Source organism: Paenibacillus sp. JT31N17 (assembly GCF_056269255.1).
Genome location: NZ_JBWDNP010000003.1, coordinates 413,929 through 429,421, shown reverse-complemented (window position 1 = coordinate 429,421; position 15,493 = coordinate 413,929). Strand labels below are relative to the sequence as shown.

The following is a 15,493-nucleotide window of genomic DNA, read 5'->3' as shown; positions in this document are numbered from 1 at the left end:
TGGAGCGTCAAGAATGAGGTGGGCAAATTGCAGATCGTACGAAAATCGTTCTTAAATTTGTTATCATTTTGTCACAATTGACCTTGTCTGGCATTTGTTTTTCCCCATCATGCCCTACCTTATGCAAGCAAACATGAAAGTTTATGAAGTTGTCTGGCCCAGCCACAAATGTCGAATCGACTCGCTTACAGCTTCTGAACTTGGCATAGCACCCGACAAATCCAATCCGATGAACAGGTCCGCTTCCTCTGCCTTCAGGAGGGCGGGTTCGGCAAAAGCAGCCGCGACAATCACATATTTAAATCCGGCCGAACGTTTTAAATTCAGGCATGCGCCGGCGACTTGCCTCATGGTTTCTTTGTTCCATTCTCCATAATGGCAGGCTGGATATGTAACGGTACGGCCCTTGAACGGCTTTTCGATCAGATCAAGCACATCCCTCAGCTTCTCAAGCGCTGCCGTAGCCTGATACGGCGTCTCAGCTCCGGAAAGACCGGTTACCGGCAGGATTGCCGTATCCAGATAAGGCTGAAGCTCCGCCCATTGCTCAGGGGTAAGATCGCTGAATTTCATCGTAATTCATTCACCTTTCTTTGTTCCATTCTGTTAATAATATCGCTTCGCTTAACTTATCCTATTATCCTATCACATAATGATGGACAAACAAATGGCCCGCAACCGCTTTCGGATCTTCATCCGGCGGTGCAGGCCAAATTGGCTGTATGGAGCAGTATATCGCCCACTTATGCGTGCAGCAGTTTCAGTTCTTCTGTCAAACGCTGGAACGTATCCCTGTCTCCAGAGATAAGCGCCTCATCGATCGCCTGGTACAGCCGGTCTTTGCGGAATTTAAGCACAACCTCGTCCAGCATCATTTCCGCAGCAAGTCCCAGCATTGCTTCATACGTCACTTTCATTTTGTCCATAGGATACACCTCCAACACCGCGCCTAAGAGATCCTATATTCATTCCTTTCGCCATGAAGGCTTCCATCGTCCGTGTCTTATACGTTGCAATCGTCTTTTTTGTCCGGTTTTCGACGATTAAAGCAGGCGATTCAAGTGAAGACATATAGGTTGAACTTTTCTTCTAAACTAACCGACGAGCGAACCGGCTCTTACTTTACTATATTCAGGGCAGCCAGCGCCGCTAAGGACGTTGGCCCTTACGAGCAACGAATGTGCGTTTGCCCGTCTGTGTCAGGGTTCTTCAGTTCAAAACAATAGCGTCGTTCTCGATGCTTAATCCCGCTACGATGGAACGTCCAATCGGTGTCATGCGGACAACCTGCCCGCTTGCCGGATCATCTCCGATCCTGAGCAGCCCCAGATGCATCATCATCCCGAGCAAGCGCTGTTCCAGTATCGTTTCCGGTTGATCGTAGTAGAAAGGTTTTATATAGGGAGTCAGCACCGTTTGCAATGAGGCATGCTTCACCCATTTGTGCGACAGCTGGTCAATCCAGTGTACGATAGCCCTGATGTTGGGAATAGCGCCTTTATACAGACGCAGCCAGAACACATAAAGCTTGTCCGACGGCTCGGGGATACGCTCCAGCTGGCGCTCCTTCCCAGCAGATGTCAAAGTCAGCAGGGAATCAGCCTCGGATAACCAACCGTTATAGTAGCAGTAGTCGTAAATCAGGGACAGCCGGTTGGGGTAATCTTTAATCCGCCGCCCATAACCAAAACGCCATTCGCCTCTTGCGGGAAATGCCTCCTTCACGCCAAAGCGGTCCATGATTTGCATCATGCTGCGCTTATACATGACACTATCAGAAGTCAGAGGGATTTCATTATGGTAAACAAAATCCAGGAAATGCATGACATCTTCACCCAAAATAAGCTGTTCATCCCGGTAAGCGTGAGGCTCTTCCTCCACATAGACCGCTTGGGCAAGAAACTGTTTGCCCAGCGTTTCCTTGAAACGTTCCTTCAGATCGCTGGGAACTTGAAACAAATACCGGTTGGGCCCTTCATAGCCATTGAACAGCCAACCATACTGCTTGAATCGGGATATCGTCTCGCGCGGCCCGCTTTCCACAACGGGTCCTGGCGACTTTTTCGAACGCTTGGCAGGCTTTTTCGTTTCCTTGGCTGTGGGCTGCGGCAGAACACTGGGTGTTGCAGCCGCTGGCTCTGCAGAAGTCTGACCGAACTTGCTTTGCTGCACACGTGCGATCAGTTCTTCCAGGCTGAACGAATCTCTGGAGTCAAAGAGCAGCGAGTTGATAAAACGCAAATCTTCCATTTTCATTGAGCCGATTTGAGTCTCAAACACTTCCCTGCGGTTTACCGTTGATAAAATAGACTGGATCAACTCATTCTTTGAATTACCGCTGCACTCGCATCGGTAGGTTGTCGCAATACGGCTTAATTGACCGATGTCCGCGTAACTGAGCATATCCGCCAATTTCAACTTGTCCGCCCCCATTCCCGGTTTCTCTTGCAGGTTTAATACCATTATGGGAACTTTAACGGATTTTATAACCTCGGAACATAAAAAAAAGCCGCCCGACCGTCAGGACGGTCAAGCAGCTTAGGCAGATAAAGGTCGGGACTTAATGACGCTCGGCATGGATCTGCTCCAGATGTATAGCGCAGTTATGGAGCAATGGTATCCACTGTTTATCCGAACGCTCCATAATGGAAAAAGACATATTCACAATGGGTTTATCCTCCAGATCACCGCACATCGCCTGCATTAATTGAGCCAGCAAACTTCCGTGTGTGACAGCAAGAATATTGCCTTTGGAGTTATTCTCCGCTGCCTCTTCAACAAAAGAAAGTGCGCGGATGCGAAGCTCTTCATCCGTTTCCTGCCCGCTGTCGCTTTTCCGCCAATCCGGCCCCCATCGTTCTATACGCTCTGATTCCGTTGTGCCCTCGATAGCGCCGTAATACCGCTCTCTCAGACGCTCGTCTGCCGGCAGCAGCGGGATGCCAAGCTTCTCTGCTATAATCCGTCCTGTTTCGCGGGCACGGCTCAGATCGCTTGTTACTACCCCGTCCCAGCGCATCTCTTCACCGCTAAGCCTCGCCGCTAGGGCATGAGCCTGCCTGATCCCTTCCGCATTAAGCGGCGTATCCGTTTGACCCTGGATTTTACCAAGCGCGTTCCAATCGGTTTTGCCGTGACGGATAAGTCCGAGTCGCAATCAAAGCCCTTCTTTCTTGTTGGACATATACTTAATTTCGCGTTCGCGAAAACCAGTTCAGGATAAGCAGCGTCATAATCATCCCAAGCAGGGAAAAAGCAACCCAGTACTGCGGGATGGTCGGTACAACATTAAGTATTATGGGATCACTGATGCTGGCCACTGGAACATCCGCATAAAAAGCGGCGCTGATGACCGAGCTGTCGTTGGATGCGTCTGCTGTATCCAGCATCCCTGTCATTTTGGCTACATCGGCAGTAGAAGACCCATCATAGCCAATCATAAGGTAAAATAAACCGCAAACGAATATAGCCATACAGCAAGCAATGACCGCTGTCATGTTTCGGCGGAATGTCCGGGTGAATTGATAGCTGCGGGTAGGAATCGGCATCAGCCAGCTTTGCTCGCTGTAAATCCGCTCCATCACATCGCGGTTCACATGATCAATGGGAGCTATTTCGTCCTCATTGTCAGAGAAATCACGAATCAATTCTTCACTTTCCTGCCATATGCGAAAATCCTCCCTGCATGCTTCACAGGTTAGAAGATGCTCATCTACCATTATACGTTCTTTATCATTCTCGGGCAAATCCCAATAGATGCCAAGCGACTCTTGAACTTGGAGGCACTTCATCACGTTTTCATCCCCTCGTATTCCTCCAGCAATGGCGAATCGCCGAAATACGGTTCGAGCTGTACTTTAACGCTGCTGCGTGCACGAAACAATAAGGATTTGACCGAGCTTACCGTCTGTCCGAGGATACTGGCAATCTCCTGATAATCCAGTTGATCGTATTCCCGTAGAATAAGCGCGGAGCGTTGTTTCTCGGGCAGACTGTTGATCGCTTCCCTTACCATCGACATCCGCTCATTTTGCAGCAAACGATGCTCAGGCACCGTATCGAGAGCTGCTGTGGGCATAAAGCCGATTTCATCAAGCGACACATTGCCCGTCTTCTGCTTGCGCAGCTCGCTTAATACCGTATTTCTTGCAATGGTGTACAGCCATGTGGAAAAGGAAGCATCAACTTCCCTGAACGAATGCAGGCTGCGGTACGCTTTGTAAAAGGATTCCGAGCATAGATCCTCAGCCAGAAGCTCAAGCTTTGCGCTCTTGAGCATGTGATAGATGAAAGCAAGGATTTTACGTTGGTAGCGCCGCATCAGTTCCGAATAGAGCTGTACGTTACCGTCTTTGATTTCGCGTATTAACTGGGAATCGGTCATTCGCGGGCGACCCTCCTTGGCCATAGGAGTACTCCGCTTCGGTATAATATTGTACCGAAACAGGAGGAAAAAGTTGCGCGGCTAAGGCAAAATAATGAATTTTTTTATAGAAGGCAGAAACGGCTTACGCTTCCGTGGGACAGCACGGCAAATTTCTTCGCCATGGAAATATGCAGAGTATAGACAAAAGTTTATAGATTTTTATATTTTAACGAATAGAATTCGGGGAATGAGACCAAATTCCTGCTTCTTTCGACATGTTTTATCAACCCACATTTTTACAGACGATACGTTCATTGTAACATAGAGGTCCATATTGAAAGATAAATTTTTCTCAAAATTATCGGGTCGAACGGATAAACGCGAGTATGTAAAAACCCCGAGCATATGTCTGCCATAAGATTAGACGGAAGAAGTACCGTTAAAGTTTCACTTTAGAAGGAAGCGGATCACGAAAAAAATGCACAGGACTTGAAACTGCTTCAGTTTATAGAAAAAAGCATAAAAAAAAGGCCGCCTCTAGAGGCGGCCTCGCACATAGTGCGAAGGATTGGATAGGAGTGGAGAGAAACCATACTGTACCTTTATTATATGTATACGTTTTCATTTTGTCAATAAGCGTTTTCATAAATAACAGATTTATTTTAAAAATGGACAGGAAATCCAATTTCATCCAGTTTGGCCACAGCCTGATCCAGATCCTCCTGAGTACGAAAAGACAACCGAAGCACGCCGGGTACATCTTCCCTGCTCTCGATAATATGGATATTGCTCAAATTGATTCTGCTGTTGCCGAGCTCAGTCGCCACTTTGCCGATGATTCCAGGGTGGTCGGGCACGTCGACATAGCATTCGTAGATCGAATGAATCATGCCTTTGCGTCGTTCAGGCAGCTGGCTGCGGAAAATTCCCGCTTCCTGAAAGGCTCGCTCTATCCCCTCGCCATCCCCTGATTCAAGCATGTGAATGAATGTCTGAATTTCAAGATTCCAATCCTTGAGCAGCTTGAGCAGCACACCGCTGTTATTGATCAGAATATCGCGCCATACAACAGGATCGCTGGATGCAATTCGGGTAATATCGCGGAATCCGCCTGCGGCAAGCACGCTGTTCAGCGGATTCTTCTCATTATAGCCGCGCACCTGATTGACGAGCGCCACAGCAATGATATGCGGAAGATGGCTGATAGCCCCGACAATTTCATCATGCTCCTCGGGATTCACGTGAACGATGTGCGCCTTGGTCAGCTTGATCAGTCCGGTCAGCTTGTCCACATCGCTGCTCGGCGTACCCGCTGCGGGGGTCAACACATAAAACGCATTCTCAAACAAATATGACGAGGCTGCTTCAACGCCTGAGCGCTCCGATCCTGCCATGGGATGTCCGCCAATAAAGGTGACGTCCTTGCCGAATAATCTGCTGGCCGTCAAAGCAACAGATGCCTTGGTGCTTCCGACATCCGTAATAATGCAGCCGGGCTTCAGCTTCATGGCGCTAAGCTCGCGCACATATTGCTCCAGGTTTCCAACCGGTACGCACAGAAAAATAAAATCCGCACCCTCAGCAGCATCATGCATGGACGTTGTCGCATAATCGACAACGCCTCTCTCCATGTACTTGGTTGCGGATGATTCGCGTACAGAATGACCGACGACGGTGAGCCCCGGCTTGCCCTTGAAGCACAAAGCCAGCGACCCGCCCATCAGTCCGACACCGAATATTGCAATTTTAGTCATAATATTAACCCAGCACCGCCGCTTCTTGAAGCACTTCTTCCAGAGCCCGGATAAACGACTGATTCTGTTCCTGACTACCCACCGTTATGCGGATATAAGTCGGGTAATACGTCCAGCGGGCACGGGAGATGATCCCTCTGCGCAGCAAACCGTCAAATACCTGCTGAGATGGCAGCTTGGCATCGAACATCACAAAATTGCCTTGCGATTCGAAATAGCTCAGACCCAGACGATCAAATTCCTGGTACAGATAGCGCCGTCCCTCTTCATTGCGGTCCCTACAATTGTTCAGGAAATCAAGATCAGCCAGGGAAGCGACGGCAGCAGCCTGAGCGAACCGCGTAGTATTGAAGGGCTCACGCACCTGGTTCACATGGCGGATCAGGCCGGAATGCGCAACTCCATAGCCGATACGAAGCGAAGCCAGGCCGTATACTTTGGAGAATGTCCGCAAAATAATAATATTCTCATGCCCGCGCAGCAGCTCAAGGCTGTTCGGATATTCAGCATTTGTCACATATTCGAAATAAGCCTCATCCAAGGCAATAATGATATTCTTCGGCACCTGATTTACAAAATGGGCCAGTTCGTCTTCATTGTTGATCGTTCCGGTTGGATTGTTGGGATTGCAAATCCAGATGATTTTGGTGCGGTCCGTGATCTTCGCCAGCATCGCCGGCAGATCATGCGTACCGTCCTTGAGCGGCACCTCAATCGCAGTCCCTCCCTCAATGACCGTATTATGCTTGTACTGCGGGAAGGTTTCATCCGCCATGATGGTCTCGTCTCCGGGAGACAAATATGCGCGGGCCAGCATCAGGATAACCTCATCAGAGCCGGCACCGAAAATAAGCTGATTGCGTTCCACCTGAAGATAATCGGCAACAGCGCTGGTTAATGCCGTACTGAAGCTATCGGGATAAATGGAGATGTTCGCAAGCTCATCCTGGATTGCAGCTTTCGCATGCTCCGAGCATCCGAATGGATTTTCATTGGAAGCAAGCTTAATGACTTCAGTAAGTCCAAGCTCACGTTTAACCTCTTCAATCGGTTTGCCGGGTTGATACACAGGTAAATTTACGATACTTTGTTTAGGCTGCACCAATAGTCACCTCTTTGATTAATGAATTTAACATTCAAGCTTCATTGTCTCATAAGTCGCTTTCATTTTAAAGGGAAAGATAAAACAGCTCCATTTTCCAAAAATGACCTTGAAATGTCGGGAACTATTATTGCTATAGACAAGCCGGACCGTTACACCGCTTCGGATGCCTATTTACAGCTTATGAATTGAACATTAGCCAACAACCATCGAAAAAAGCTCTGCAGGAGCGGCCCGAAGGCATCACTTGCAGAGCTTTTTCTAAATATCGGCGGCCACATGGAAAGAGCAATCCGGCAATTCGCCGCTAGCCTTTGAGGGCGCTGACGAATGCGCGGATCTGCTTCAGACCTTCGGCCTTTGTTTGCGGCTCGTGAAGCAGAGGCAGCACCTCTTCGATTTTACGGACAATCGCGCTTCCGACGATCACACCGTCCGCCTGCTTCCCAAAGCGTTCAACCTGCTCGCGGCTGGAAATCCCGAAGCCGACCGCGATAGGCACCGACGAGTTATTCCTGACCGTGGCCAGAAATTCGTCGATTCCCTGATGAAAATCGGCACGGACCCCGGTAACGCCAAGAGAGGATACGCAGTAGACAAATCCGCGCGCTTTGCTGGCAATCCGTGCGACGCGGTCGTGAGAGGTTGGAGCGACGAGCGGGATCAGATGTATATTCGCCTGCTCCGCCATGGAACGGACTTCCCCGTCCTCTTCGATCGGAAGATCGGGAATAATAAGACCGCTGATGCCCTTGTCCACAATAAAGCGGAAGAATGGCTCAAGGCCGAACTGGAGAATCGGATTAAAGTAGGAAAATAGAATAAATGGAATCTGAACGCCCGCCTGCCGCGCGGTTTCAGCTACCTGTACGCAGTCCGCAAGCGTGACTTTGCCGTTCTTCAAGGCGCGCTCGGAAGCCCGCTGAATGACCGGTCCGTCGGCCAGGGGATCGGAATACGGCACGCCAAGCTCAATCATATCCGCTCCCGCAGCCTCAAGCGATTGAATAATTTCAATCGAGGTCTCAATATCCGGATCACCAATCGTGAGGAACGGGATCAGAGCGGTCCCGCCCTCCTTGCGAAGAGCCTCGAAGGCTCCGTCTATACGATTCAAGCTGCTCATCCCTGCTCGCCTCCCAGATAGCCCATGATGGCCTGAACGTCCTTGTCGCCACGCCCCGAGAGGTTGACGACGATCATTTGATCCGGGCTCAGCTTGGGAGCCAGCTTCGTGACTTCGGCAATGGCATGGGCCGATTCAAGCGCCGGGATAATACCTTCAGTGCGGCACAGCAGCTGCAGCGCATCCAGTGCTTCTGCATCCGTAATCGGCACATATTGGGCGCGTCCGGTATCTTTGAGATGGGCATGCTCCGGTCCGATACCGGGATAGTCCAAGCCTGCGGAGATGGAATGCGCCGGCTGTACCTGTCCATACTCATCCTGCAGCACGTAGCTGAGCGAACCCTGGAATACCCCATGCCTGCCTTTCGTCATGGTAGCCGCATGCTCCTCAGTGTCCACGCCTTTGCCTGCGGCTTCGACGCCGATTAGCTTGACCGATTCATCGCCAATGAACGGATAGAACATCCCGATCGCGTTGCTGCCGCCGCCGACAGCTGCGACGATATAGTCGGGCAGCCGGCCGGCTTCTTTCTGAATCTGCTCCCTGGTCTCATCGCCAATAATGCGCTGGAAGTCGCGTACGATCATGGGATACGGATGCGGACCAGTAACAGAACCCAAAATATAATAAGTGTCATCAACATGGCTGACCCAGTAACGCAGCGTCTCATTGCAGGCGTCCTTAAGTGTGCGGGTGCCGGACATGACCGGAATAACCTCAGCACCCAGCAGCTTCATCCGGAACACATTCAACTCCTGCCGCTTGGTGTCCTCTTCCCCCATGAATACCTTGCATTCCAGCCCCAGAAGAGCGGCCACCGTCGCCGATGCGACACCATGCTGGCCTGCACCGGTCTCAGCGATGATCTTGGTCTTGCCCATTCGTTTGGCAAGCACGCCTTGTCCGATGGTATTGTTGATTTTATGTGCCCCTGTATGATTCAAATCCTCACGTTTCAAATAAATCCTGGCTCCGCCAAGATGCTTGGTCAGCCGCTCCGCATAAAATAACGATGTCGGACGGCCTGAATACTTGTTCAGCAAATACCGGACCTCAGCAATGAAATCCGGATCCTTGGAGTAGTGCTTGTATGCTTCTTCCAATTCGAGAAGCGCGTTCATCAATGTTTCCGGCACGTAACGTCCGCCGAATTTGCCAAAACGCCCGTTTGCATCCGGGACCTGGTTCATACGCCTTTCACCCTTTCCACAAAAAGCCTGATTTTCTCTATGTCTTTCATTCCATCCGTTTCCACTCCGCTTGACACATCAACGCCATCCGGCGAATATCGCTCAAGCAGTCCGGAGACATTATCCGGATTGAGTCCTCCCGCCACATAAAGCGGAACACCGATCCCGCGTGCCGCCTCACGATAGCGGTCTATCACCTGCCAGGCAAATGAACGGCCCGTACCGCCGCCTGCCGTGTCGATCAAGATAGCGTCAACAGCGCCCCGGTAAGCCGCCAAACGGTCAGGTCCGGAAGATTGACTGTCTGCAGCCTCACCATTGCCATCCTCCCCTGAAGGAGAATTCCCCGCCTGGTCGTATTCGGTCACGCTCAGCGCCTTCCATACTTCTACGCCCAGTTCCGTCTTGATTGCAGCACACAGCTCCGGGGATTCTCCGCCATGGAGCTGGACAATGTCCAGCGGCGCAACGGCAAGCAAATCGCGGAGTGTCATCAGGTCGGCATTGACAAAGACTCCTGCTGTCCTGGGAGCTTTACCCGCAGGCGTGCGCAGCTGGCGCACCACATCAATAAGTTCGGCAGCCAGCTCCGGCGCAACCTGACGCCGGCTGCTGGCAAACACAAAACCGATTTCATCGACAGGCAGACCATTCATGAGTCGAATGGTTGCTACATCGCGCAATCCGCAAATTTTCACCCGTGTACGTCTGGCCTGATTCTCTCCACCGTTCATTAATGATTCACCGGTCCCATAAGCTGCTCAACAGCCACGCCGACATCAGGCTGACGCATGAAATATTCGCCGACCAGAACGCCTTTGGCTCCTACAGTTTGCAGATAGGAAATATCCTGCGGGGATGATATGGCGCTTTCGCTGATAACTGTGATACCAGGAGGAACTAATCCAATAAGCTGCTCCGTCGTTTTCAGATCAGTGGCAAAGGTTTGCAGGTTGCGGTTGTTGATTCCGATCAGCGTCGCCTTGCCAAGTCCAAGCACCGACTCCATTTCTTCCTGATCATGAACCTCAAAGAGGACATCAAGGCCAATCGACTTGGCCAGATCATGCAGCTCCGACAATAAGGTGGGACGCAAAATAGCGGCAATCAGCAGGATGGCATCTGCGCCAATGGCACGGGTCTCATACACCTGACGGTAGTCAACGATGAAATCCTTGCGCAGCAGCGGCAGCTTCACAGCGGCTCTGACTTCCGTCAGAAACTCATTGCGGCCTTGAAAATAATCCGCATCCGTGAGTACTGAAATACAATCGGCTCCCGCTTCTTCGTAGGTCCGCGCCAATTCAACGGGATGAAAATCAGGCCGGATCACCCCTTTGGAGGGCGATGCCTTCTTCACCTCCGCAATCAGACCAAGGGAACGTTTGGTTCCTGCGGCGAGCGTGCGCTCGAACCCTTTGCAGGCAGGCAGCTCGGCAATGATTCGCTCATATTCATTTATTGAAAAATGCTCGGCCAGATCATCGACTTCTTTGCGTTTGGAAGCTACGATTTTATCCAGAAACATAGGCAAGCTCTCCTGTCATTTCAATTAATTGCTGCAGCTTGGACGCTGCCTTGCCAGAGTCAATGATGCTCTCGGCCGCCTCAACACCCGTCCGCAGCGAATCCGCAGCACCGCCCATAAACATACAGGCTCCGGCATTGGCCAGCACAATATCACGATAGGCGCCGCGCTCTTCTCCGTTAAAGATCCTTCTAATGATCGACGCGTTAACATCAGCCTCGCCGCCGACGATTTCACTCAGCTCATGCCTTGGCAAACCAAGCTCCTCCGGCGTAATCGCATAGGTACGGACGACGCCACCCTCAAGCTCCGAAATTTGGGTAGGCGCGGAAATGCTGATTTCGTCCAGCCCGTCAAAGCTGCTGACAACCATGGCCCGTTTGAGCCCCAGCTCGCCCAATACCTGAGCTACGGTTGCTGTCCGCGCCATATCGTAAAGCCCCAGCAGCTGACGGTCCGCTCCGGCCGGATTGGTCAGAGGTCCCAGCATATTGAATATGGTGCGGAACCCGAGCTCCTTCCGCGCTGCCGCCGCATGCTTCAAAGAGGGATGGTACAGTTGGGCGAACATGAAGCATATTCCGATCTCCTCCAGGCATTTTGCCGCCTGGTCTGCGGACAGATTGATCTGAACGCCAAGCGCCTCCAGCACGTCCGCGCTGCCTGCTTTGCCAGACATCGCACGGTTGCCGTGCTTGGCCACCCGAACGCCCGCAGCTGAAGCGATCATCGCGGAGGCTGTGGAGATATTGAACTTATGAATGCCGGAGCCGCCTGTTCCGCAGGTATCCAGCAGTCCCTCCTGCAGCGTTTCCACCCGGTTGGAGTGGGTACGCATGACCTCGGCGAAGCCGGTGATTTCTTCCTTGGTCTCGCCTTTCATCCGCAAAGCGGTGACGATTGCGCCAATCTGCGGTCCTGTTGCCTCACCCTTCATAATAATGCTCATAACCGATCTCGCATCTTCACGGGACAAATCATTACCGGCAATTACCGCCGCCAGCGCGCGCTGCATCGATATCGTTTCGGTTTCCATGCTCCGCTCACCCTTTCGCATTGGCGTAATAGTCCGTATTGATCATGTTCACGCCCCGCTCCGGAGCGGAGAATACCGCTTCGGCTGCGCGAACCGCCTTCAGCATCGCTTTAGCCTTGTTAATCGTCTCCACATATTCATTCTCCGGCACCGAATCCCATACAATTCCGGCCCCTGCCTGCACATAGGCCTTGCCATTCTTGAAAATAAGCGTACGAATGGTAATGCAGGTGTTCAGGCTTCCGCCAAAACCGAGATACCCGATGGCCCCGGCGTAAGCGCCGCGCGCCTCGTTCTCCAGCTCTGCTATGATCTCCATAGCGCGCAGCTTCGGTGCGCCGGATACGGTGCCGGCCGGCATACAGGAGACAAATGCATCGAAGAAATCTTTATCCGGTCGCAGCTTGCCCGATACATTCGAAACAATATGCATCACATGGGAATAGCGTTCAATATCCATATAGGCATCGCAGTGGACGCTGCCGAATTGGGATACGCGGCCGATATCGTTGCGGCCAAGATCAACAAGCATCAGATGCTCGGCCCTCTCCTTCTCATCGGCAAGAAGCTCCTGCTCAAGCTGCAGATCCTCCTCTTCCGTCTTGCCCCGCGGACGCGTACCGGCGATGGGCCTGGTCTCCACCCGATCGCCATCCACCTTGACAAGGGCTTCGGGTGAAGTGCCGACGATGACCTCATCATCCATTTTTAAATAGTACATGTAAGGAGATGGATTCATATTACGGAGTATCCTGTAAACATGCAGCGGCTCGACATCCGTTTCGATGCTGAAGCGCTGGGACAACACCACCTGGAACACATCGCCTGCGCGGATATACTCCTTGGCCTGATCCACATTTGCGATAAATTGCTCCTTGGTCAGATTGGATTCAACTTCGCCCAGATCCGGATCGGCAGGTATGGTTCCTCCTGCCATCAATGGCGCAGGCAGCGGCTGCTGAATGCGTTCGATAGCGGCCTGAATCTTCGCCAGCGTTTCTTCATAAGCCTGGGCTATGACGCTGTCCGTCGCGGCATTCGGGATATGGACATTGCCAATAACCTGAATCTGCTGCTTGAAGTGATCAAAAACGATGACCTGGTCGCAGAACATAAACTGCAGGTCATTCATATTCATGTCATCAATACGGTGAGGCGGCAGCTTCTCATAATACTGCAGCAGATCATAACCGAAAAATCCGATCGCTCCACCGGTGAACGGAGGCAGCTCTGCGATTGACGGACTTCTGAACGAACGCAAATGCGCCTTCAGCAGCTCGATCGGTTTATCGCGGAGAATTTGCTCCTCGCCTCTTTGCTCCACAACCATCTCGCCGTTCTTGCCGCGGATGAGCATGAAGGGATCCGTGCCGATAAAGGAATATCGTGCCCATTTCACTCCGCCTTCTACGCTTTCAAGCAGGAAAGCGCGGGGTTCCCGGTAAAAATGCTGAAACAGCCTGATCGGTGTTTCGGTATCCGCCATAACATGGCGTACGATCGGGATCAAATTGTAGGTCCCTGCAAGTCGAATAACCTGCTGCAGCTCCTGATTCATGTCAATCGCTCCTCTTTTTATGAAAATAAAAAAACTCCCGCCGTAGCAGGAGTGTTCATGTCGGAAGATGGAACATGAGTGCTGGAACGCGAATTAGAGGGCGTCGTCAATTCATTACGGCCTTAAGCGGCACAGCAAATGAACGACTCATCCTGCTTGAAATCGTGTTGGTACCTCAACTACTCTCAGCTCTACTCATCTCATCTGACAACATAAACGCTGCCTTTGCTCAGCTCTGCTCTAACTATTGCATCATTCGTATTTCCACACTATACACCAGGGGTTATAAATCGTCAATATGGATTGGGTTCAATTGTGCAGAAGCGGACCCTGTCTGGTATTCTTGACTCTTTGCCGATTATTTATTAGTTAAATCCGGCCGGAGCGCCTGGGCGCCTCCATAATAGACATGCTCGATCTGCTTCTGCGTTTTGTCCGTATTGACCAGGACCATCAGCCTGATGCATTTTTCCAGACTTCCCTTGACCGGTACTTCAAGCGCGCACATCAGAGGAACAAGCTCCCAGCCGGCCATCTGACGGATTGCGCTCGCCGGGAAGGTTGCGTCAAGATCATGAGTGACGGTTATGAAAACATTGCATATATCATCCGGAACCAGCGCATTGGCATTCACAATACCCTTCAGCAGCTCCAGAGTTGCTGTTAAGATAGGTCCTTCTTCATTAACATCGACTGTAATGGCACCGCGTATTCCTCGAACACTCATGCTTGAACGGCCTCCTGTTTCAATTGCTCCACGATTTCTCTTACAAGAGCCGTGGAGACGGATTTGTTGATTTCCACTTGACCAATTGCAGTCGGGACAATAAAGACCATCGTACCTTCGAGAAATTTCTTGTCATGGCTCATCGCTTCCATGATCCGATCGGTATCCAGATGCTCCGGCAGACGAACAGGCAGTCCAACCCTCGTCAACACGCGCTTCGTAACCGTCAGCACCTGTTCTGGGGCACCCAGCTTGACCGCCAGGAGGGCTGAGCCTACCATACCGATGGAAATCGCTTCGCCATGAAGCAGTTCATTATAGCCCGCCACAGCTTCCAGCGCATGTCCGATCGTATGGCCCAGATTCAGAATCATACGCAGATCGTTTTCCTTCTCGTCCCGGGAGACGACAGCCGCTTTCACACCGCATCCTTTGTAGAGGGCATAGCCCAGCGACTCGGGATCCAGATCGAGCAGACGCTCCGCATGATCATCGCACCATTGAACAAATTCCGCGTCCCAGATCAAGCCGTGCTTGACGACTTCAGACAGACCCGCACTAACCTCGCGCGGAGGCAAGGTTTGCAGCGTATTTAAATCATAGAGGACAAGCTCTGGCTGATGAAAAGCGCCGATGATATTTTTGGCCAGCGGATGGTTGACCGCAACCTTCCCGCCCACACTGCTGTCGTGCGCAAGTATCGTTGTTGGCACCTGTACAAATTTGACCCCTCTCATATAGGAGGCAGCCACGAAACCGGCAAGGTCCCCTACAACGCCGCCCCCAAGCGCAACAACCGTCGATTTCCGGTCAAGACCCGCCTGCAGCGCTTTGGTCATCAGCGACTCGAACACAGAGAGTGACTTTGAACTTTCTCCCGGAGGAACAACGGCGGATGTAACCTGATAGCCGGCTTCTTGCAGAACCGCCGCAAGCTTGGCCAAATGCCGCTCCGCTACGCGTTCGTCAGTCACAATCAGCATTGGCGATTTCTTGCCGATTCCCTGCTTTGCAAACAGCTCTCCTGCCTGATCAAGCAGCCCTTCCCCGATATAGATCGGGTAGGATCGCTCTCCCAGTTCAACAGTCAGCTCACGCATCGC

16 protein-coding genes are annotated in these 15,493 nt (G+C 51.6%); all 16 read right to left on the bottom strand.

Translation table 11 applies throughout. From position 1 onward, the window contains the following. Positions 1-141 precede the first annotated feature (141 nt). The 16 genes from AC0YOB_RS13765 to aroB all read right to left on the bottom strand — a co-directional run bounded on the left by AC0YOB_RS13765 (position 142) and on the right by aroB (position 15,490). The gene (locus AC0YOB_RS13765; RefSeq protein WP_475793272.1) at positions 142-573 is read right to left on the bottom strand and encodes a DUF2487 family protein; all 432 of its coding nucleotides are present in this window, start codon (positions 571-573) and stop codon (positions 142-144) included. A gap of 170 nt (positions 574-743) precedes the next feature. Beyond that, entirely contained in the window at positions 744-926 is a 183-nt protein-coding gene (locus AC0YOB_RS13760; RefSeq protein ID WP_475767869.1) for an IDEAL domain-containing protein, read from the bottom strand. Between the two features lie 283 nt (positions 927-1,209). Continuing rightward, the gene (locus tag AC0YOB_RS13755) at positions 1,210-2,418 is read right to left on the bottom strand and encodes a hypothetical protein (RefSeq protein ID WP_475793271.1); all 1,209 of its coding nucleotides are present in this window, start codon (positions 2,416-2,418) and stop codon (positions 1,210-1,212) included. Positions 2,419-2,560: 142 nt separating this feature from the next. Beyond that, positions 2,561-3,157: a histidine phosphatase family protein gene (locus AC0YOB_RS13750; RefSeq protein ID WP_475793270.1), complete on the bottom strand. Its 597-nt coding sequence runs from the start codon at positions 3,155-3,157 to the stop codon at positions 2,561-2,563. Positions 3,158-3,188: 31 nt separating this feature from the next. Then, on the bottom strand, positions 3,189-3,791 hold the full coding sequence (locus AC0YOB_RS13745) for an anti-sigma factor family protein (protein WP_475793269.1): 603 nt from the start codon (positions 3,789-3,791) through the stop codon (positions 3,189-3,191). After that, positions 3,791-4,384 (bottom strand): RNA polymerase sigma factor, encoded by a 594-nt coding sequence (locus tag AC0YOB_RS13740; RefSeq protein ID WP_210041386.1) that lies wholly within the window; start codon positions 4,382-4,384, stop codon positions 3,791-3,793. Before AC0YOB_RS13740 ends, AC0YOB_RS13745 begins: the two co-directional genes overlap by 1 nt. A gap of 644 nt (positions 4,385-5,028) precedes the next feature. Then, complete coding sequence (locus tag AC0YOB_RS13735) at positions 5,029-6,120, bottom strand: prephenate dehydrogenase (protein WP_475793268.1); 1,092 nt, start codon at positions 6,118-6,120, stop codon at positions 5,029-5,031. A gap of 4 nt (positions 6,121-6,124) precedes the next feature. Beyond that, positions 6,125-7,222, bottom strand: a complete 1,098-nt coding sequence (gene hisC, locus AC0YOB_RS13730) for a histidinol-phosphate transaminase (protein WP_475793267.1) — start codon at positions 7,220-7,222, stop codon at positions 6,125-6,127. A gap of 307 nt (positions 7,223-7,529) precedes the next feature. Then, positions 7,530-8,339, bottom strand: coding sequence for a tryptophan synthase subunit alpha (gene trpA / locus AC0YOB_RS13725; protein ID WP_475793561.1), 810 nt, complete (start codon positions 8,337-8,339; stop codon positions 7,530-7,532). Positions 8,340-8,344: 5 nt separating this feature from the next. Beyond that, positions 8,345-9,541 carry a tryptophan synthase subunit beta gene (trpB, locus tag AC0YOB_RS13720; protein ID WP_475793266.1) on the bottom strand — a complete coding sequence of 399 codons (1,197 nt, stop codon included), beginning with the start codon at positions 9,539-9,541 and terminating at the stop codon, positions 8,345-8,347. Then, positions 9,538-10,275, bottom strand: a complete 738-nt coding sequence (locus AC0YOB_RS13715) for a phosphoribosylanthranilate isomerase (protein ID WP_475793265.1) — start codon at positions 10,273-10,275, stop codon at positions 9,538-9,540. Before AC0YOB_RS13715 ends, trpB begins: the two co-directional genes overlap by 4 nt. Continuing rightward, complete coding sequence (gene trpC / locus AC0YOB_RS13710; protein ID WP_475793264.1) at positions 10,275-11,069, bottom strand: indole-3-glycerol phosphate synthase TrpC; 795 nt, start codon at positions 11,067-11,069, stop codon at positions 10,275-10,277. Before trpC ends, AC0YOB_RS13715 begins: the two co-directional genes overlap by 1 nt. Then, a complete protein-coding gene (trpD, locus tag AC0YOB_RS13705) occupies positions 11,056-12,105 on the bottom strand; it encodes an anthranilate phosphoribosyltransferase (protein ID WP_475793263.1) in 1,050 nt (349 codons plus the stop codon). The genes trpC and trpD overlap by 14 nt, the downstream gene beginning before the upstream one ends. Positions 12,106-12,112: 7 nt before the next feature. Beyond that, positions 12,113-13,663, bottom strand: a complete 1,551-nt coding sequence (gene trpE / locus AC0YOB_RS13700; RefSeq protein WP_475793262.1) for an anthranilate synthase component I — start codon at positions 13,661-13,663, stop codon at positions 12,113-12,115. Between the two features lie 358 nt (positions 13,664-14,021). Continuing rightward, on the bottom strand, positions 14,022-14,390 hold the full coding sequence (gene aroH, locus AC0YOB_RS13695) for a chorismate mutase (protein WP_210041403.1): 369 nt from the start codon (positions 14,388-14,390) through the stop codon (positions 14,022-14,024). Beyond that, positions 14,387-15,490 (bottom strand): 3-dehydroquinate synthase, encoded by a 1,104-nt coding sequence (gene aroB, locus AC0YOB_RS13690; protein WP_475793560.1) that lies wholly within the window; start codon positions 15,488-15,490, stop codon positions 14,387-14,389. Before aroB ends, aroH begins: the two co-directional genes overlap by 4 nt. Positions 15,491-15,493: the final 3 nt, after the last annotated feature.